The organism is Mycolicibacterium sp. Y3 (assembly GCF_051188035.1).
Lineage (GTDB): Bacteria > Actinomycetota > Actinomycetes > Mycobacteriales > Mycobacteriaceae > Mycobacterium > Mycobacterium fluoranthenivorans.
The window spans coordinates 1,337,093-1,355,874 of the sequence record NZ_JAVQLT010000001.1; the positions used below are offsets into that span (position 1 = coordinate 1,337,093).

Consider the following 18,782-nt stretch of genomic DNA (forward strand, 5'->3'; position numbering starts at 1 on the left):
GGGCTTTCGGTGTCCACGTGAAAAAAGGATCGACAGATATGACCAACCCGCAAACCACCGCCCAGCCCGCTCCGGCCAAGACACGGTGGTGGCGCACCAAGAAGGTCCGGTTGGCCCTCACCATCATCGGCGTCTCACTGATTCTGCTCGCCAAATTCAGCTTGGCCGAGAAGCGCGAGGTGCAGCAAGCGACCACCGCTGCGAAGCAGGAGATCACGAGTTACCTTGTCGGCGACTGTGTTGCACTCGGGGCCGACGGAAAAGACGTGCACCGCACCGACTGCGGCACCGACCCCAGCTTCACGGTAGGCGCGGTGCTCGACAGCGACCGGTCGTGCGCCAACGCCAACTACGTCAGCTATGACTGGACTCTCGACCACCACGCAGTCGGCCGGCTCTGCCTCGTCGAGAACCTCACCGCCGGGCACTGCTATCACCCGACCGACGGCGGCAAGAACCTCGAACAAACCGACTGCGCCGTCAGTGATGACAAGGCCTACAAGGTGGTGCAGCGATTCGACTCCGCAGCCGCCCAGTGCCCGGCCGACACCACCACCTACAGCTATCCCGCCCCGGTGCGGGCCTACTGCTTGGCGCCGACCGCCGGCTCGGATTAGGCCGGCCCGGGCAACCGCAGCAGCAACCGCACGCCGCCGAGCGGGCTAGCTTCCAATGAGGCTGTGCCGCCGTGCAATTCGGCCTGCTGGGCCACCAGTGCCAAGCCCAGGCCCGACCCGGAATGCGATGCCGTCGACCCGCGGGAGAACCGCTCGAACACCCGGGTGCGCTCCTCTTCGGGCAGCCCGACGCCGTCATCGTCGACGGCGATCTCCACCCCGGCCCGTGAGGCCACCGCGGACAGCTGCACCCGGGTCGCGTTCCCGTGCTTGACCGCGTTGGCGATCGCGTTGTCCACCGCCAACCGCAACCCGGCGGGCAGCCCGAGGATCAGCACTGTCGGCGCGGGCACCAGGGACACATCCAGGTCGGGGTACACGCGCATGGCGTCATGCGCGGCGCGGTCGAGCAGTTCGGTGATGTCCACCGGCACATGGTCGTCGGAGGTGGTCAGCTCGCCCTGCGCCAGACGCTCGAGCGCGGTCAAGGTCGCCTCGATCCGGGTCTGGGTGCGGATCACGTCGCCGAGCACTTCCTTGCGCTGCTCGTCGGGCATCTCCAGGGTGTCGAGCACCTCAAGATTGGTGCGCATCGCGGTCAGCGGGGTGCGCAGCTCATGCGAGGCGACGGCGGCGAAATCGCGCGCCGACTCCAGGGCCGCCTTTGTCCGCTGCTGCTCGTCGCCGATGCGGGCCAGCATGCCCTCGACCGCCTCGCCGATCTCGGTGGCCTCCCAGACTCCGCGCACCTGAACCTCTTCGGGCTTGGACTGCGAGTTGATGGCCCGGGCCTGCTGGGCCAGCCGCCGAAACGGGGTGATCATGATGGCCGAGATGATCCAGCCGACGATGGCGGTACCGCCGATGACACCGCCGCAGATCAGCAACACCCGGCGGTGCTGGGCGTCGATCTGATGCTCGGTCTCGGCGGTCGGCGCGCCCAGGGCGACCGAGGCCTGGCCGGCGCTGAACGTGCGCACCCGATATTTGACGCCGTTGATCGTGGTGGTCGCGAAACCGTCCGGGAATTCGGGCAGGACGATGTCATCGGGCGCCGACACGGTGGACCCGGCGATGCGGGCGGTGCGCACCAACCCGCCATTGGCCGCCAGTTGATCGGTGTGATCGTTGAGGGCGCTGCTGAGCAGGGTGGTGACATCGCCGAGGCTGCTGATCGAGTCAAGCCGGCGATCCAGCTGGCTGTACTGCTCGTTGGTGATGCCGATCCACACCCAGGTGCCGATGGTGATGACGGTGGCGATCACCGAGAACGACGCCACCAGCACGATCGAGCGCAGCGACAGCGCCCGCTTGGGTAGTCCGAGAAGCCGGTAGAGGCGGTCGTTGAGATCCATGCGGGCCTACTGCTGTCTGTTCTTCGCGCGAGCGCTCATCACTGCTGCCGCAGCACGAATCCCACGCCGCGAACCGTGTGCAGCAGCCGGGGCGCACCACCGGCCTCCAGCTTGCGGCGCAGGTAGCCGATGAACACGTCCACCACGTTGGTGTCGGCGGCGAAGTCGTAGCCCCACACCAGCTCCAGCAGCTGGGCGCGGGAGAGCACCGCGGTCTTGTGCTCGGCGAGCACGGCGAGCAGGTCGAATTCGCGCTTGGTCAGGTCGACGTCGGTGCCGTTGACGCGGGCCCGGCGACCAGGGATGTCGACTTCGAGCGGGCCGACCGAGATGGTCTCCGAGGAGAAGGTCGCGGTCGAGCCGCGCCGGCGCAACAACGCCTTGACCCGGGCCACCAACTCCTGGAGCACGAACGGCTTCACCAGGTAGTCGTCGGCGCCGGCTTCCAGCCCGGCCACCCGGTCGTCCACCGAGCTGCGGGCCGACAGCACGCAGACCGGTACGTCGTTGTCCATGGCGCGCAGCGCGGTGACGACGCTGACGCCGTCGAGCACGGGCATGTTGATATCGAGCACGATCGCGTCCGGCCGGGTCTCGGTGGCGCTGCGCAGGGCTTCGGCTCCGTCGACTGCCGTGGCGACCTCGAATCCGGACAGCCGGAGGCCTCGTTCCAGGGACGCGAGGACGTCGGGATCGTCGTCGACGACGAGAACCCGGGGTGACGCTGCTCCACTGTCCATAAGGCCCATCTTGCCCGATGAATCACCGCTATTGCGGCAGGCACGTCCCGGACACCATTGGGTGCTAGCATCCGGCATTTATGCAGGCATTTACGCCGCGGGTAATCGTGCAGCCCGATGACGGCGTCGAACCTGTACGGCAATTCGTCGCGTCGGCCGAGAAATCGTTACTCCTCAAACAATTCACCTTCACCGAGGAATCGTTGCTGGAAACGGTGATCGAGCGGCACAACGCGGGCGTCGACGTGCGGGTGATGCTGAACCCGGCTCGCTCCGGCGGGGACCGTGCCAACGACGATTCGTTCACGCGGCTGCAGGCCGCCGGCGTGAACGTGGCGTGGACCAATCCGAAGTTCTATGTCACGCATGAGAAGTCGATCGTCGTCGACGGGCAGGCCGCACTGGTGGCCACGTTCAACCTCTGCGAGAAGTACTTCACCCTCACCCGCGACTACGGGGTCGTCACCACTGTGCCGCAGCACGTGGCGCAGATCGTCGACGCGTTCGACGCGGACTGGGAGCACCACGACGATTGGCATCCCGCGGTGTTCGAGGGGCTGTTGTGGAGCAATTCGAATTCGCGTTATCACATGGCGCAATTCATCGACGCCGCCCAGCACCGGCTCGATATTCAGCATCCGAAATACGTGGACGCGGTGATTCTGGACCACATTGCTGCCGCGGCCGGGCGCGGCGTGAAGGTGCGCGTGCTGTGCGGTGGGAAGCACGGCATCAGCGAGTGGGACATCCTGGACACCTTCGCCTCGCTGCGCACCCTGCGCCGGTTCGGCGTGAAGGTGCACAAGCAGAAGAACCTGCGGGTGCACGCGAAGCTGCTCATCGCCGATGACGCGCACGCGCTGGTGGGCTCGATGAACATCGACCGCAGTGCCTTCGACCTGCGCCGCGAGCTCGGCGTCATCGTCGAGGATTCCGAGGCCGTCGCCCGGCTGGGCGCGATCTTCGCCTTCGACTGGGAGTCCTCGCATCAGTACGAGCCGCCGGATCCACTGCGGCCCGGGGAGCATGGCGAGGACGATTTCCCGCACGATCCGGACTTGATGCATGAGTGAGCTCGGCGGGCAGGAGCCCAGCGACCCGGGGATTGACGGAGCGCCGGTGTCCTTGGTGGAACTGGCGCTCACGTTCAACCACATCGCCCTCGCATCGTTCGGCGGTGGGCTCTCGGCCTGGTCGCGGGAAGTGCTGGTGGTCGAGAAGGAGTGGCTGGGCGAGGCGGAGTTCCTGTCGGCGATGACGATGTGCCGGATCCTGCCCGGCGCCAATCAGGTCAACATGGCCGTCTTCGCCGGCACCAAGATGCGCGGCCTGGCCGGGGCGGTCGCGGCCGTCGTCGGCCTGTGCCTCATGCCGCTGGTGATCATCCTGGTGCTGTCGTTCGTCTACTTCCGCTTCAAGGAAGTGCCCGCCGTCAAAGGGGTGCTGCACGGCGCGTCGGCCGCGGCGGTGGCGCTGACGCTGACGATGGTGATCAAGACGGGCCAGAAATGCCTCACCGGGGTGGTGCCGGTGCTGCTGTTCGGCGGGGCATTCCTGCTCAACGGGGTGCTGCGCTGGCCGCTGCTGGGGACCTTGGCGATCCTGGCGCCGCTGAGCCTGATCTGGGCCTGGCCACGGGGGCGTGAGCAGGTCAAGTCGTGAGCACCTACCTGCAGATCGCCGGCCTGTTCGGGATGCTCTCGCTGCTGTCCATCGGCGGCGGCAACGTGGTGCTGCCGGAGATGCACATGCAGGCGGTCAACCACCGGCACTGGCTGACCAACAACCAGTTCGCCGACCTGTTCTCCATCTCGCAGACCGCGCCGGGGCCCAGCATCCTGATCGTGTCGATGGTGGGCTATGGCGCGGGTCTGCACGTCGGGGGTGTGCCCGGGGCGATCCTGGGTGGGGTGATCGCGATGGTGGCGATGGTGCTGCCCGCGGCGTCGTTCGTCTACGTGGTGACGCTGTTCTGGCAGCGCGCCGAGAAGTCGAAACTTCGTATCGCCGTGGAGAAGGGTTTCGCGCCGCTGACCGTCGGGCTCATCCTGGCCACCTCGCTGGTGATGAGCCGGGCCGCCGACCACGACTGGCGGGCCTACACCGTCACCGCCGTGTGCACCGGGATCTTCCTGGTCAGCAAGATCAATCCGCTGTTCATCGTGGCCGGCGCCGGCGTGATCGGGTACCTCGGCTTCATCTGACGGCCCACAGGGGAATGCCATTGACCTCAATATTTGTTGAGGTTTTAGCGTCGAGTGGCGAACGGTTATTCGGTTGCCGGGCGTGGGAACATCGGAACCGGGGGAGTCGGAACAGACAGCCGCGTCACGACGTAGATGTCGGTGACGTGAGTTAGACAGTCTCAGTGGGTGGGGTCATGGATACGGACGGAAGTGCGCTGCGCGGGGCGCCGGCCATTGCGCCGCCGCCACGCCGTATCCGCGCGTCCTCGGACATCCTGCGCCTGCTGCCGTACCTGAAGCCCTACCGAGTGCGCTGGGCCGTCATGGTGCTGGCCGCGTTCGTCAGCCTGGGCGCCACGGTGTCCATCCCGCTGATCACCAAGGCGGTGATCGACGGCCCGATCCGCCACCAGGACGAGCGCGGGCTGTGGATCCTGGGCTCGGCCGCCACCGCCGTCGGCGTGTCCGAGGCCGTGCTGTGGTTCATCCGCCGCTGGCTGGTGGCGCGCGCCACCATGGGCGTGGAAGCCGATATCCGCAAAGACCTCTACGCGCGGCTGCAGATCCTGCCGATGAACTTCCACGGCCGGTGGCAGTCCGGGCAGCTGCTGTCGCGGGTGATGAACGACTTGGGCACCATCCGGCAGTTCCTGTCCTTCGGTCTGCTGTTCCTGATGCTCAACTTCGTCCAGATCGTCGTCGTGACGTCGATCCTGCTGGCCATGTACTGGCCGCTCGGGGTCGTCGTGGTGCTGTCCATCGCGCCGATCACCGCGACGGTGCTGCACTTCCAGCGGCAGTTCACCCAGCTGTCCCGGCAGGCGCAGGACCAGTCCGGCAACGTCGCCACCCACGTCGAGGAGCAGGCCCTCGGGATGCGGGTGGTCAAGGCGTTCGGCCGGGAGGAGTACGCCTACGAGCGGTTCGACGAGCGGGCCTCCGACCTGTTCGACACCGAGGTCCGCAAGGTCGCGGTGTCGGCGAAATTCTGGACGCTGCTGGAGGTCATCCCGACGGTCACGCTGATCGTCGTCCTTGGGGTGGGCGCCTATGCGGCGGGCCACGGGCTGGTCACCATGGGCACCCTGGTCGCGTTCATCACCATGATGCTGTCGCTGGTGTGGCCCATCGCCTCGCTGGGCTTCCTGCTGTCGATGACGCAGGAGGCGATGACGGCGGCCAACCGGGTCACCGAGATCTTCGACGCGCCACGCGAGATCACCGACGGGCCGGACGGCGCCACCCCGCGCGGCGGTCGGCTGGAACTCGTCGACGTCGGCTTCCGGTTTGCAGACAGCTCTGACTGGGCCTTGCGGCACGTGAACCTGGCCGTCGAGCCGGGGGAGACCATCGCCCTGGTGGGTTCCACCGGATCGGGCAAAACGGTGCTCGCCGCCCTGTTGTCCCGGCTCTACGACGTCACCGAGGGCCGGATCATGTTGGACGGCAAAGATATCCGCGACCTGTCACTGCCGGCGCTGCGTCACGCGGTAGCCACCGCATTCGAGGATCCGACGCTGTTCTCCATGTCCGTGCGGGAGAACCTGCAGCTCGGTAACCCCGTCGCGAGTGACGAGCAGCTCGCCGAAGCGGTCCGGGTGGCGGCAGCCGAGTTCGTCTACGATCTCCCGTTCGGTCTGGACACCCGCATCGGGGAACAGGGTATGAGCCTGTCCGGTGGCCAGCGGCAACGGCTTTCGCTGGCGCGCGCCATTCTGGCCCACCCGTCGGTGCTGGTGCTCGACGACACCCTGTCTGCGCTCGATGTTCACACCGAGGCCGTCGTCACCGAGGCGCTGGGCCGGGTGCTGCGCGAGGTCACCGGCATCGTGGTGGCACACCGCGCCTCGACGGTGTTGCTCGCCGACCGGGTCGCGCTGCTGGAGAGCGGCACCATCACGCATATCGGCACTCACGGCGAGCTGCTGGCCGGTGTGCCCGAATACCGCTATCTGCTGGCCGCCGACGACGAGCTCGACGATGGTGCCGAGCGCTCCTGCGACTGGGAGAACGACGAATGCCGTTCTCAGCTGGAGCATCTGCACCTGGAGGATGAAGCGCTGTCCAGCTGGGAGCGTCAGCGATGAGTACCACCGACTGGCGCGGTCAGGCGGTCGAGTCCGCCGACGATTCGGCGATCGACGAAACCGTGTCGCGGCGCGGTGAAGCGCGCGCGCTGCTGTACTCGCTACTGCAGCCCTACCGCGCGGTGATTGCGGTGCTGGCGATCATCGTGGTGGTCGAGAACGCCGCCCGGCTGTCGGTGCCCATCCTGGTGCAGCGTGGGATCGACCACGGCATCCCGCCGATCCTGGCCGGCGGTTCGGCGCGTGAACTGGTGGTCATCCTGGCGGTGCTGTGCGGTGTGGTCATCCTGCAGGCCGGCAGCCGCATGGTGTTCCTGCGCCGGTCCGGACGGATCGGCCAGCAGGTGCTGCTGGAATTGCGGCGCAGGCTGTTTCGTCATTTCCAGCGTCTCGATGTGGCCTTCCACGACCGCTATACGTCGGGCCGGGTGGTGGCCCGCTCCACCAATGACATCGAGGCCATCCAGGAGATGCTGTCGACGGGGTTCGACGGGCTGATCACCGCCGTGCTCACGATGTGTGGCACCGCAGTGCTCCTGTTGGTGCTGGACTGGCGGCTGGGCCTGATGTGCTTGTGCGCCTTCCCCATCCTGGTCGGGTTGGTGTGGTGGTTCCGTGCCGAATCGTCGAAGACCTACCTCAAGGTGCGCGAGGCCGCGGCACTGGTCATCGTGCAGTTCGTCGAGACCATGACCGGCATCAAGGCCGTGCAGGCGTATCGCCGCGAGCCGCGCAACCAGGAGATCTTCGAAGACGTTGCCGACCAGTACAAGTCGATCAACGAGCGCGCCTTCAAACTGATGGCGATCTTCATGCCCAGCGTGCGACTGGTCGGCAACATCGCCACCGGGATGGTGCTGCTCTACGGTGGCTACCTGGTGCTCGAAGGCCGGATGACGCTCGGCACGCTCACCGCGTTCCTGCTGTACCTGCGCATCTTCTTCGAACCGATGCAGGAGATCTCGCAGTTCTTCAACACCTTCCAGTCGGCGTCGGCCGCGCTGGAGAAGATCTCCGGGGTGATGGCCACCGAGCCTGGGATCCGCGATCCGTCGGATCCGGTGCGGTTGACGGCGGTGCGCGGGGAGGTCGACTTCCGCGATGTGCGCTTCGATTATGTGCCGGGCCGTCCGGTCCTGCCGGATCTGACCCTGCACCTGCCTGCCGGGCAGACGGTGGCGCTGGTGGGGACCACGGGTGCGGGTAAGACCACCATCGCCAAACTCATTGCGCGGTTCTATGACCCGGTCTCGGGTGTGGTCAGCCTGGATGGGGTCGACCTGCGCGACATCGAGCAGGCCGAACTGCGCCGCCACGTGGTGATGGTGACCCAGGAGAACTTCATGTTCGAGGGCACCGTCGCCGACAACATCCGCTTCGGCAGGCCCTCTGCGACGGACGATGAAGTGCGCGCCGCCGCGGAGGCCGTCGGTGCGGACCGGTTCATCGACGCGCTGCCCGACGGGTACGCCACCGACGTCGCCAAACGCGGTGGCCGGCTCTCGGCGGGGCAGCGTCAGCTCATCGCCTTCGCGCGGGCGTTCCTGGCCGATCCGGCGGTGCTGATCCTGGATGAGGCGACGTCCTCGTTGGACATCCCGAGCGAGCGCCTGGTGCAACGGGCTCTGGTGACGGTGTTGGCCGACCGCACCGCCGTGGTGATCGCGCACCGGCTGTCCACCGTGCTGAGCTCGGACCGGGTGCTGGTGCTGGAGCACGGGCGGATCGTCGAGGACGGCCCGCCCAGTGAATTGATCGATGCGGGTGGGCATTTCGCGGGGTTGTATCGGGCGTGGGAGGACTCGCTGGCGTGACGACGTACGCCGACTGTGGGCCCTGTGTACGCCAGGTCGATGTATCGCGTACACAAGGCCCACAGTCGGCGATGCCGGCCTAACTACTTGCCGCCGATCTTGTACAGCAGGGACTCGACGTTGTTAATGCCTGCGGGCAGGCCGCTCTGCCGGTCGCTTTCGAGCACATCGAAGCCGCCGCGCGGATCCTTGGCGACCAGGACCATCACGTGGGACATGTCGGTGCCCTTGGGCTGGGCGATGTCGTTGTGCCCGCGTTCACCCAGTTGCTCTCGTTGTCGGTGATCTTGCCGGCCTTGGCTGCAGCGTCGATGTCGTGGCGCGCCGGGCGGTACAGCTCGGTCAGGTGGATGTGCATCTGTTCTTGGCCTCGGCTGTCAGCGGAGTTGATGGCCAGTGCCCAGTCGCCGACCCCGTTCAAGAGATGAGCCTCGTCGGCGGCGTGCTTGAAGTAGTGGGGTGCGTCTGCGGACAGCAGGTTGGAGCATTCGATACCCGACTCGGGCATGGTGGGAATGACCAGCAGATCGGTGTGCACCTTCTTCTGGCTGGAGTTGCCGGAGTGCACCGCCCACCCGTGGGCCGCGTCGTTGTTCGGCCACTGGATGTCGAAGTTGGTGCCCTTGCTCTTCGGGGTGTACTTGGCCGGGTCGACACCCTTCCACGGAACGCTCTCCGTCTGCTTGATGGTGGAGCAGGGTCCGAAGATGGTGGCCGTGGCGTCGGCATTGGAGGTCGGGGCCAGACCGAGGGCCATTGCCGGGACGGCGGCCAGTGTGGCGACGGCGGCGATGCGGCGGGTGAGGCGGGTGCGAGAGGTGTTCGTCATGGTTGTTCTCTTGGGGATGAGGCGGGGTGAAAGCTTGGTGAGAACAACTTCCCGCAGCCGAAAGCCTGGGTCTGTCCGCTGGTCGGCTTGCACGACAGGGGAATCCGTATTCCCTCGATTGGGGGACGGCGGTGGCGTACATGAAATGACGGACTGTGTGGCTTAAGCACTACCTGCAACCCGGGCAGCGGGCGAACTGAACGTCGGCCGCCTTCGTGCCGAGTTTGCGTTGTCGAGGAACGCACTTCGACACTTGTCGGCCAGTAAAGCTCGTTCAGGATATGGGCAGCCGACCGACGCCCTCGGAGCTAGAATCCGTCTGTGGGGGACACAAACCCTATGGGTGCTGACTCGCGGAACGTTGCCACGTGTGCCTGCGTCGGTGTCTACGCCCACGCTCTCACCTACGGCAGCGCGTATCCGATCCTGGCCCATGACGTCGACAAGCGCCAAGTGAAGGTACGCGGCGACAACGCGAAGGCGCGGTGGTATCCGGATCACTGTTTCGACTTGAGCGGCCAGCGCGTCGTAAAGCTCGTGCACATGACCATTGACGGTCCAGTTGAGGACGGTTGCAACACCGTAGACGTTGTCCTTGAATTTTCCGACGGCCAGCGACGATGGTGCTACTTCATCACCCCTGAGTGTCTGTCACACCTCGGCGGGGCCGCGCAAGTCGGCGATGAACGTTTGCTGAGTTACCATTCTCCGCACATGATCGTGGTCAGTGCGATCAACGGCGAGATTATCGATCAGTCGCTCACCTACATTGAAAGCCAAGGGGAGTTGCTGGCCGCTTCGATGCCCATCTCCTGAACTACTGCAGTGCAACCACTTGCTGCGCTCACGGAATCAACCGCCCCCGCCGGGCCCGCGACACCGCCTCATGCCGCGTCTTCGTCCCGAGTTTCGCTGCGGCACTGCGCAAATAACTCTTCACCGTCTCCGGTTTCAACGAAAGCCGCTGAGCGGCTTCTGCATTGGTGCATCCGAGGGCGACCTGGGCCAGCACATCAATTTCGCGCTGAGTCAGCGGTGCCGCAACAGGAGCACCGCCCGACAACGCTGCCCCAAGCTGATCGGCCAGCACCCGTAGCTGGCCCTGCATCTCGGCCGGCGCGGAAGCCGCCAACCGGCGCAGGTCGGCATGGACCTCCCGGATCTTCTCCGGGTCGGCCACCCGATCGGTAAAACCGGACAGGTGCGCCTCGCGCAACCGCATCCGCCGGTCCACCTCGTCGCGCACCCGCAGCTCATGCGACAACCGGCGGGCCGACCCCACCATCAGGTCCATCGCCCGGCCACCGATCGGGGCGGCGGAGCGGTACGCGCCGTACAGCATCGCCCGGGCCTGTCCGTCCACCAGCACGGGCACCGCCAGCACCGAGCGGATACCTTCGCCGGACACCGGTGCGTCGTAGTCGTGGGTGATGTTGACGTCGTTGCGGTAGTCGGCCACCGCCATCGGCCGGCCGGCCACCATGCTGGCCCCGCCCAGCCCGGACCGCGACCGCACCACCAGCCCCCGCAGCCCGCCGGTGCGGGTGCCGACGAACTCGGTGAGCAGCAGCGCGTCCTCGTGCACCTCGCCGCCGAACAGCACCGGCACCCCGGCCTCGGCGGCCACCCGCCGCAGCTCAGCGCGCACCGCATCGGTATCGCGGGGCCTTAACAGCGATTGCACAGAATTCCCCTCTTTCGGGGGTAGCGGACAGGCGAGTGTGACGTAGATCCTATCTGTATGGCGACCAACACCGACCTCTACCGCGATGCCCGCGACCATTTGGTCGACGTAATCGGCGACTACGAGAAAGCCGTCGAGACGTTCCGGTGGCCGGAGATCACCGGTTCGTTCAACTGGGCGACCGACTGGTTCGACGTCATCGCGCACAACAACCAGCGCACCGCTCTGTGGATCGTCGAGCAGGACGGCAGCGAGCGCAAGGTCACCTTCGCCGAGATGGCGCAGGCCTCTGACCGGGTGGCGACGTGGCTGCGCGGGCTGGGGGTGAGCAAGGGCGACCGGGTCATCTTGATGCTCGGCAACCAAGTCGAACTGTGGGAGGCGATGCTCGCCGTCGCCAAGCTCGGAGCCGTCATCATGCCGACCACCGGTGCGCTCGGACCGGAGGATCTGGCCGACCGGATCACCCGTGGCGGCGCCCGGTTCGTCATCGCCAACGCCGTCGACGCACCCAAGTTCGAGCAGGTGCCGGGGGACTACGTGCGGATCGCGGTCGGCGACGTGGCGGGTTGGCACCGCTACGCCGACGCGTACGACGTCGCGCCCGACGCGCACGAGACCGTCACGACCGTCGAGGACCCGCTGCTCGTCTACTTCACCTCCGGCACCACCAGCAAGCCGAAGCTCGTCGAGCACTCCCAGATCTCCTACCCGGTCGGGCACATGTCGACGATGGCCTGGATCGGGGTGCGCCCCGGGGATGTGCACCTGGCCATCAGCTCGCCGGGCTGGGCCAAGCACGCCTGGAGCTGCTTCTTCGCGCCGTGGATCGCCGAAGCGACGATCTTCGTCTACAACTACAGCCGGTTCGACGCGGCCGACCTCCTGGCGCAGCTCCACCGGGCCGGTGTCAGCACGTTCTGCGCACCGCCCACGGTGTGGCGGATGCTGATCCAGGCCGAGCTCGGGTCCAAACCCGAAGGGCTGCGCGAGATCCTGGGTGCGGGGGAGCCGCTGAACCCCGAAGTGATCGAAACCGTGCAGCGCGCGTGGGGTTTGACCATCCGGGACGGGTTCGGGCAGACCGAGACCACCCTGCAGGTCGGCAACACCCCGGGGCAACCGGTCAAGGCCGGCTCGATGGGGAGGCCGATGCCCGGTGTGCCGGTGGTACTCATCGACCCACTCACCGGCGAGTTGGCCGACGAAGGCGAGATCTGCCTGGACCTGTCGAAGGCGCCGCTGAACCTGATGACGGGCTATCTCGATGATGCACAACGCAATGCGGCGGTGATGCACGGCGGCTACTACCACACCGGCGATGTCGCGGCCCGCGACACGGACGGATACATCACCTATATCGGGCGTACCGATGACGTGTTCAAGTCCAGCGATTACAAGGTCTCGCCGTTCGAGTTGGAGAGCGTGCTCATCGAGCACCCCGCCGTCGTGGAAGCCGCGGTCGTCCCGCAACCGCATGACACCCGGCTGGCCATCCCGAAAGCCTATGTGGCACTGGCCGAAGGGTGGTCGGCTGATGCCGACACCGCACGCGCCATCATGGAGTACGCCCGCGACCATCTGGCGCCGTATCTGAAGGTGCGCCGGGTCGAGTTCTTCGAACTGCCCAAGACCATTTCCGGCAAGATCCGGCGCGTCGAACTGCGGCGGCGCGAAGACGAAGCGCACGAGTCGGGGTCGCCGATTCCGACCGAACATCGGTACGAAGATCTGGTGCAATGATGCAGAGTTACGACGCCGGGCCGACCACCCTCCCGATTCTCGAGGAGACCATCGGTGCGAACTTCGAGCGCACCGCGGCAGCCCATCCCGATATCGAGGCGTTGGTCGACGCCGCGCAGGGAACCCGGTGGACCTACCGCGAACTCAACGACGAAATCGATCTGGTGGCAAGGGGACTCCTGGGCCGCGGGATCGCCAAGGGCGACCGGGTGGGCATGTGGTCGCCGAATCGGTCCGAGTGGACCATCGTGCAGTACGCGACCGCCAAGATCGGCGCGATCCTGGTCAACATCAACCCGGCCTACCGCACCCACGAACTCGGGTATGTGCTCAACCAGTCGGGTGTGCGGATGCTCATCTCGGCCACCGAGTTCAAGAGCTCGGACTACGTCGCGATGGTCGACGCCGTGCGCCCGGAAGCGCCCACGCTGACCGAGGTGATCTTCCTGGGCACGGCTGACTGGGACGCCTTGCGTGCCGGTGCGGTGGCGCCCGAGGAGCTGGCGGCGAGGCAGGAGACGCTGGACAACACCGACCCGATCAACATCCAGTACACCTCGGGCACCACGGGTTTCCCGAAAGGGGCGACCCTGTCGCACCGCAACATCCTGAACAACGGGTTCTTCGTCACCGAGGGAATCAATCTGCGGCCGGGGGACCGGCTGTGCATCCCGGTGCCGTTCTATCACTGCTTCGGCATGGTGATGGGCAACCTGGGCTGTACCACCCACGGCGTGACGATGGTGATCCCGGCGCCCGGGTTCGATCCTGGCCTGACCTTGAAAGTCATTGAGCAGGAACGCTGCACCGGGGTGTACGGGGTGCCGACGATGTTCATCGCCATGCAGAACCATCCGTCGTTCCCGGAGGCCGATCTGTCGAGCCTGCGGACCGGCGTCATGGCCGGCGCGGTCTGCCCGATCGAGGTGATGAAGCGCTGCATCAACGAGATGAACATGGCCGAGGTGGCCATCGCCTACGGCATGACCGAAACCTCCCCGGTGTCGTGTCAGACGCTGCACGACGACGACCTCGACCGCCGTACCGCGACCATCGGCCGCGCGCATCCACATGTCGAAGTCAAGATCGTCGACCCGGAGACCGGGGACATCGTCGAGCGCGGGCAACCCGGGGAGTTCTGCACCAGGGGTTATTCGGTGATGCTCGGGTACTGGGATGATTCGGGGAATCCGCCCGCGACCGGAGGTCGCAAATACAACACCGAGGCGATCGACGAGGACGGTTGGATGCACACCGGGGACCTCGCGGTCATGCGCGAGGACGGCTACTGCACCGTCGTCGGCCGGATCAAGGACATGGTGATCCGCGGCGGGGAGAACGTGCACCCGCGCGAGGTCGAGGAATTCCTCTACACCCACCCCGGCATCGAGGATGCCCAGGTGATCGGCGTCCCCGACGCCAAGTACGGCGAGGAGATCTGCGTCTGGATCAAGATGAAGCCGGGCGCGGACCCCTTGGACGCCCAGGCGATCCGTGCCTTCGCCGAAGGCAGGTTGGCGCACTACAAGATTCCGCGCTACGTGCACCTGGTCGAGGAGTTCCCGATGACCGTCACCGGGAAGATCCGCAAGGTGCAGATGCGCGAGGAGAGCGTGCAGATCCTCGGACTGTGAGCGCCGAGTTCGACGAAATGGCGCGGGCTACTCGCACTTTCGCGCCCGTTTGATCAACTGGGCGAAACCAGTCAGGCCAGGAGGGGGCTCAGCCGGGCCGCGCACTCCCGCAAGACGGGGACCTGCCGGATCAACAGCTGCTCCTGGTCGGCGCGCGCCGACATCGCCACGGCGGCCACCAAGGCCCCGGTGGCCGACCGCACCGGCACCGCGACGCAGGCGGAGTCCTCGGTGACTTCGCCCACCTGGGTGGCCATCTCCTGGTCGCGGATCTCGTGGAGCTGTTGGACCAGAACCGATCTGGAGGTGATGGTGCGGCCGGTCAGGCTGTGCAGCGGGAACGTGAGCAGGGTGTCGATATCGCGCTTCTCGGCCAGCAGCAGCTTGCCGACGGCGCAGGCGTGCAGGTGGTGATTGAGCACCGATTCGTCGGCCGGTGGCGGGTATTCGTCATCGGAGTCGGCCAACCGCACCGAGGTATTGGTGAAATAGAACAGATGCACGCCGAAACGCACCGACAGCCGCAGTTCGGCCAACACCTCCCGGGCCGCGGTGCACACCGTCGGTGACACCGCCGCGTCGATCAGCACGCCCATCCGCGGACCCAGCGAGAATCCGGACAGATCCGGCAGTCGCACGATATAGGCGTCGGCGACAAGCAGATTCAACAGCCGATAGGTGGTGGCCGACGGCATGCCGAGACGATCCGCGATCTCTTTGGCGGTGACTCCCGCACCCGCCAGCGCAACCGCTTCGAGCACCTGCAACGCACTCTGTACCGCCTTGGGTTGGCGACCCGACAGGGCGCCGTCACCGCGCCCGATTCCCCGGTCGCTTCGCTCCAGCCCGCCGGGGCTCACCGGCGCACCTCCCATGGGTTGTAGTCGGCGAACACGTCACCGGCCACCGTCTCGTCGAACACCCCGACCCGGTCGGCCAGGTCGGGCATACTGCGGCGGCGCAACCCGAACGCGGCGAAACCCGCGGCCAGCAGGGTGGCGTAGACCGCGGTGGCGATCCAGACCGGGGAGGCGACCGTCAGCGCGGCCCAACAGATGATGGCGATCATCGCCGCGGCCGCGGCGATCCCGATCACCAACGGGCCGCGGGTCAGTTCGCCGATCCGACGCAGGAACGCCGGGGCGGCCAGGCACACCAGCAGATACGCCCCGATATAGCCGTGCGCGGACACTGCGAGCAGTCCGACCAGCACCTCGCGACTGGATCCGGCGAGGAACAGATAGCCGACCGGAACGGCCACGATGACCGGCATCACCGCGCTCAGCGCCACATGCGGGGTGCGGTACACCGGATGTGCCCGGCCGACCCGTGCCGGGAGCACGCCCTCGCGGCCCATCGCGAACAGCGTGCGGGACAGCGCGGTGGTGGATCCGATGACACAGGCGAACCACGACGCGGTGATACCCAGTTCCATCACGACCGACAGCGCCGCGTTGTCGGGCAACGAGAGCACGATGGGCACGGAACCGATTCCGGCCCTGATGGTTCCGGTGGTTTGCATTGCCGCGGCGAAGGTGTACAACACGCCGAGCGCCAGCGGTGACCACCGGATCGCCCGGGTCACCGTGACGAACGGACGCTGCGCCTCACGGGCCACGGTGCCCGCGCTCTCGAATCCCACGTACGACGTGATGGCCAGCAGCACAGCAAAACCCAACGCCGAATGACTGTCGGGAACATCCACTTTGGGTGGGTCGTGGCCGCCGGAGACCGATCGGGTGAAGGCGATCACCAACACCGCGGCGGCCACCGCGATGGCGAACACCTCCACCGTCAGGGAGATGCGGGCCGACAACCGGATACCGCGGACCATCAACGCCCACGCGACGACGCCGACGAGCACCGCCAGCACCGCGATCACCGGCCGACCGTCGGGCACCCCCAGGCGGCCCAATAGTGCGGTGAGATAGCTTGCCGCGCCCAGGGTGCTGGCCATCGCTGCCGCCGCGTAACCGACGACCACCGACCAGCCGGCCGCGATACCGGGCACCGGCCCCAGTCCTTTGACCGTGTAGCTGTACAGCCCGCTGACCGCGACCATCCGGGTGGAGAACTGGGCGACGCAGTAACCCACGGCGGCCATCAAGAGCGCGGTGGCCACGAACACCGGCAGCGTCGCGCGCCCGGCCGCGGGAATGACCAGGGCGGGCAAGGTCACCATCACCGCCGAGGGCGCCACCGCCGACACAGACTGCCCCAGCACCTGGGCGAACGACAGCTGTGCCCGTCGCAACCCGGACACCGGTGAGCTGCTCCGCATCGCCCGTCTGCCACTCACTTCGGCAACGTAGCCGATCACCCACCCCGGCACAGCGTTGTCAGGTAAATCTTCGAAAACTTCAAATGAGAATCGAACCGGCCCCGTGCGTCACTTGTCCACCGCTGCATCCGTAAGCTGCGAATTCCCGCCGTCCGAATGAGAATGGCAACGACGTTCCAAATGAGAATGCAAAAGTGCGAAAAACCCATTAGGAATTAGTGGTGACGCAGACCACATCGGGGCGTAATCATGACCTACATGACAACCATGCTCAGCCCGGATCTGGACCCGCGGACCGCCGCCTTCGTGTCGGCGCCCCGGCAGATGTACATCGACGGCCAATGGGCCGACGCGCTCTCGGGGCGGCGGTTCGACACCGTCGACCCGGCCACCGAGCAGGTGATCACCACCGTCCCGCACAGCGGCGTCGAGGACGTCGAACGCGCGGTCGCCGCCGCCCGGCGCGCCTTCGAGGACGGCCCATGGCCGGCGATGACCCCGGCGCAGCGACAGCGGATGATCTGGCGGATCGCCGAGGGCATCACCGCCCGCGCCGACCAGTTCGCCGAGCTGGAGAGCATCGACAACGGCAAGTCGGTGGCCGTCGCCAAGGCCGTCGACGTCACCTGGGCCGCGGAGATCTTCTACTACTACGCCGGCTGGGCCACCAAGATCGAGGGCCGCACCGTCCCGGTGTCGGTGCCGTGGGCGCCCGGCAGCCGCTTCCACGCCTTCACGCTGCGCGAACCGATCGGGGTCTGCGCCCAGATCATCCCCTGGAACTTCCCGCTGGTGATGGCGGCGTTCAAGGTCGCGCCCGCGCTGGCCTGTGGTAACACCGTCATCCTCAAGCCGGCCGAGCAGACCCCGCTGACCGCGGTGCTGCTGGCCGAGGTGATCGCCGAGGCCGGCGTGCCCGACGGCGTGTTCAACCTGCTCACCGGCTTCGGCGATATCGGCGCCGCGCTGTCCGCGCATCCCGACGTCGACAAGGTCGCCTTCACCGGCTCCACCGAGGTCGGGAAGAAGATCGTCAACGCCGCCTCGGGCAACCTCAAGAAGGTCTCCCTGGAGCTCGGGGGCAAGAGCCCGCAGGTGGTGTTCGCCGACGCCGACCTGGCCGCCGCCATCCCGGGCGTGGCCGGCGGATTCCTGTTCAACCACGGCCAGACCTGCACCGCGGGCACCCGCCTGCTGGTCGAGGACACCATCTTCGACGAGTTCACCGCCGGTGTCGCCGAGCATGCGGCGGGCCTGCGCATCGGCCCCGGTCTGGATCCCACCAATGACATCGGCCCGCTGGTGTCTCGGGAACAGCTCACCAAGGTGACCGGATACCTCGACGCCGGCATCGAGCAGGGCGCCCGCGCGCTGGCCGGCGGCGGCCGGCACGGCGACACCGGTTTCTACGTGCAGCCGACGCTGCTGGTCGACGTGCGCGACGACTTCAGCGTCTACCGCGAGGAGATCTTCGGGCCGGTGGCGGTCGCGGTGCCGTTCAACCGGGAACGTGGGGTGCGAGCCGCAGCGAATGACACCCCGTACGGGCTGGCGGCCAGTGTGTGGACCCGCGATGTGTCCACCGCTCACGAGGTGGCCGCCCAGATCAAGGCCGGCACGGTCTGGGTCAACTGCCATAACGCGTTCGACAGCGCGCTGCCGTTCGGTGGCTACAAACAATCCGGCTGGGGCCGCGAACTGGGCGAGGGCGCCCTCGCCGAATACACCCAGACGAAGGCCGTCAATATCGCTCTCTGAATTTCATCCGTCAAATGGGAATTGCCACATATGGCCATTCTCATTTGAACTCAC

Annotated in this window: 17 protein-coding genes; 10 read left to right on the forward strand and 7 right to left on the reverse strand. The window is 66.7% G+C overall.

The genetic code is table 11. From position 1 onward, the window contains the following. The first annotated feature begins 38 nt into the window (after positions 1-38). Positions 39-617, forward strand: coding sequence for an LppU/SCO3897 family protein (locus QN239_RS06620; protein WP_499008850.1), 579 nt, complete (start codon positions 39-41; stop codon positions 615-617). Here the strand turns inward: QN239_RS06620 and QN239_RS06625 are convergent. Continuing rightward, positions 614-1,972 carry a sensor histidine kinase gene (locus QN239_RS06625; RefSeq protein WP_499008853.1) on the reverse strand — a complete coding sequence of 453 codons (1,359 nt, stop codon included), beginning with the start codon at positions 1,970-1,972 and terminating at the stop codon, positions 614-616. The genes QN239_RS06620 and QN239_RS06625 overlap by 4 nt on opposite strands. Positions 1,973-2,010: 38 nt before the next feature. After that, on the reverse strand, positions 2,011-2,721 hold the full coding sequence (gene prrA, locus QN239_RS06630) for a two-component system response regulator PrrA (protein ID WP_090354654.1): 711 nt from the start codon (positions 2,719-2,721) through the stop codon (positions 2,011-2,013). Between the two features lie 71 nt (positions 2,722-2,792). Here prrA and QN239_RS06635 point away from each other — a divergent pair, with 71 nt between their 5' ends. From QN239_RS06635 to QN239_RS06655, 5 genes are all read left to right on the forward strand, one after another. Then, a complete protein-coding gene (locus QN239_RS06635; protein ID WP_499008854.1) occupies positions 2,793-3,785 on the forward strand; it encodes a phospholipase D-like domain-containing protein in 993 nt (330 codons plus the stop codon). Then, complete coding sequence (locus QN239_RS06640; RefSeq protein ID WP_499008856.1) at positions 3,778-4,374, forward strand: chromate transporter; 597 nt, start codon at positions 3,778-3,780, stop codon at positions 4,372-4,374. The genes QN239_RS06635 and QN239_RS06640 overlap by 8 nt, the downstream gene beginning before the upstream one ends. Continuing rightward, positions 4,371-4,916 (forward strand): chromate transporter, encoded by a 546-nt coding sequence (locus QN239_RS06645; protein ID WP_499008857.1) that lies wholly within the window; start codon positions 4,371-4,373, stop codon positions 4,914-4,916. The genes QN239_RS06640 and QN239_RS06645 overlap by 4 nt, the downstream gene beginning before the upstream one ends. 176 nt (positions 4,917-5,092) lie before the next feature. Beyond that, entirely contained in the window at positions 5,093-6,985 is a 1,893-nt protein-coding gene (locus QN239_RS06650; protein ID WP_499008858.1) for an ABC transporter ATP-binding protein, read from the forward strand. After that, positions 6,982-8,799, forward strand: a complete 1,818-nt coding sequence (locus tag QN239_RS06655; protein WP_499008860.1) for an ABC transporter ATP-binding protein — start codon at positions 6,982-6,984, stop codon at positions 8,797-8,799. The genes QN239_RS06650 and QN239_RS06655 overlap by 4 nt, the downstream gene beginning before the upstream one ends. Positions 8,800-8,882: 83 nt before the next feature. Here the strand turns inward: QN239_RS06655 and QN239_RS06660 are convergent, their stop codons facing one another. Together QN239_RS06660 and QN239_RS06665 are read right to left on the reverse strand one after the other, a co-directional pair. Then, positions 8,883-9,017, reverse strand: a complete 135-nt coding sequence (locus QN239_RS06660; protein WP_499008862.1) for a hypothetical protein — start codon at positions 9,015-9,017, stop codon at positions 8,883-8,885. After that, positions 9,005-9,628, reverse strand: a complete 624-nt coding sequence (locus QN239_RS06665) for a CDP-diacylglycerol diphosphatase (RefSeq protein ID WP_499008865.1) — start codon at positions 9,626-9,628, stop codon at positions 9,005-9,007. The genes QN239_RS06660 and QN239_RS06665 overlap by 13 nt, the downstream gene beginning before the upstream one ends. Before the next feature lie 339 nt (positions 9,629-9,967). On the opposite strand from QN239_RS06665, the gene QN239_RS06670 reads away from it, so the two are divergent. Beyond that, complete coding sequence (locus tag QN239_RS06670) at positions 9,968-10,444, forward strand: hypothetical protein (RefSeq protein WP_499008867.1); 477 nt, start codon at positions 9,968-9,970, stop codon at positions 10,442-10,444. A 28-nt stretch (positions 10,445-10,472) separates the two neighbouring features. Here QN239_RS06670 and QN239_RS06675 read toward each other — a convergent pair whose 3' ends face one another. After that, on the reverse strand, positions 10,473-11,312 hold the full coding sequence (locus tag QN239_RS06675) for a helix-turn-helix transcriptional regulator (protein WP_499008870.1): 840 nt from the start codon (positions 11,310-11,312) through the stop codon (positions 10,473-10,475). A 57-nt stretch (positions 11,313-11,369) separates the two neighbouring features. Between QN239_RS06675 and QN239_RS06680 the strand changes: the two genes are divergently transcribed. Both QN239_RS06680 and QN239_RS06685 read left to right on the forward strand, forming a co-directional pair. Further along, a complete protein-coding gene (locus QN239_RS06680; RefSeq protein WP_499008872.1) occupies positions 11,370-13,055 on the forward strand; it encodes an AMP-binding protein in 1,686 nt (561 codons plus the stop codon). Then, on the forward strand, positions 13,055-14,689 hold the full coding sequence (locus tag QN239_RS06685; protein WP_499008874.1) for an AMP-binding protein: 1,635 nt from the start codon (positions 13,055-13,057) through the stop codon (positions 14,687-14,689). The genes QN239_RS06680 and QN239_RS06685 overlap by 1 nt, the downstream gene beginning before the upstream one ends. A gap of 71 nt (positions 14,690-14,760) precedes the next feature. On the opposite strand, the gene QN239_RS06690 is transcribed toward QN239_RS06685, so the two are convergent. Together QN239_RS06690 and QN239_RS06695 are read right to left on the reverse strand one after the other, a co-directional pair. After that, a complete protein-coding gene (locus QN239_RS06690; RefSeq protein WP_499016614.1) occupies positions 14,761-15,513 on the reverse strand; it encodes an IclR family transcriptional regulator in 753 nt (250 codons plus the stop codon). Between the two features lie 32 nt (positions 15,514-15,545). Beyond that, positions 15,546-16,988, reverse strand: a complete 1,443-nt coding sequence (locus QN239_RS06695) for an APC family permease (protein WP_499008877.1) — start codon at positions 16,986-16,988, stop codon at positions 15,546-15,548. A gap of 240 nt (positions 16,989-17,228) precedes the next feature. Between QN239_RS06695 and QN239_RS06700 the strand changes: the two genes are divergently transcribed. Next, complete coding sequence (locus QN239_RS06700) at positions 17,229-18,728, forward strand: aldehyde dehydrogenase family protein (protein ID WP_499016615.1); 1,500 nt, start codon at positions 17,229-17,231, stop codon at positions 18,726-18,728. The last annotated feature ends 54 nt before the right edge of the window (positions 18,729-18,782 follow it).

Bases quoted from the DNA above. Each gene is read 5' to 3' on its own strand.
- QN239_RS06670 (WP_499008867.1), top strand. From the start codon at position 9,968: ATGGGTGCTGACTCGCGGAACGTTGCCACGTGTGCCTGCGTCGGTGTC.
- QN239_RS06620 (WP_499008850.1), top strand. From the start codon at position 39: ATGACCAACCCGCAAACCACCGCCCAGCCCGCTCCGGCCAAGACACGG.
- QN239_RS06660 (WP_499008862.1), bottom strand. From the start codon at position 9,017: ATGTCCCACGTGATGGTCCTGGTCGCCAAGGATCCGCGCGGCGGCTTC.
- QN239_RS06650 (WP_499008858.1), top strand. From the start codon at position 5,093: ATGGATACGGACGGAAGTGCGCTGCGCGGGGCGCCGGCCATTGCGCCG.
- QN239_RS06635 (WP_499008854.1), top strand. From the start codon at position 2,793: ATGCAGGCATTTACGCCGCGGGTAATCGTGCAGCCCGATGACGGCGTC.
- QN239_RS06655 (WP_499008860.1), top strand. From the start codon at position 6,982: ATGAGTACCACCGACTGGCGCGGTCAGGCGGTCGAGTCCGCCGACGAT.
- QN239_RS06625 (WP_499008853.1), bottom strand. From the start codon at position 1,972: ATGGATCTCAACGACCGCCTCTACCGGCTTCTCGGACTACCCAAGCGG.
- QN239_RS06700 (WP_499016615.1), top strand. From the start codon at position 17,229: ATGACAACCATGCTCAGCCCGGATCTGGACCCGCGGACCGCCGCCTTC.
- QN239_RS06665 (WP_499008865.1), bottom strand. From the start codon at position 9,628: ATGACGAACACCTCTCGCACCCGCCTCACCCGCCGCATCGCCGCCGTC.
- prrA (WP_090354654.1), bottom strand. From the start codon at position 2,721: ATGGGCCTTATGGACAGTGGAGCAGCGTCACCCCGGGTTCTCGTCGTC.
- QN239_RS06680 (WP_499008872.1), top strand. From the start codon at position 11,370: ATGGCGACCAACACCGACCTCTACCGCGATGCCCGCGACCATTTGGTC.
- QN239_RS06685 (WP_499008874.1), top strand. From the start codon at position 13,055: ATGCAGAGTTACGACGCCGGGCCGACCACCCTCCCGATTCTCGAGGAG.
- QN239_RS06640 (WP_499008856.1), top strand. From the start codon at position 3,778: ATGAGTGAGCTCGGCGGGCAGGAGCCCAGCGACCCGGGGATTGACGGA.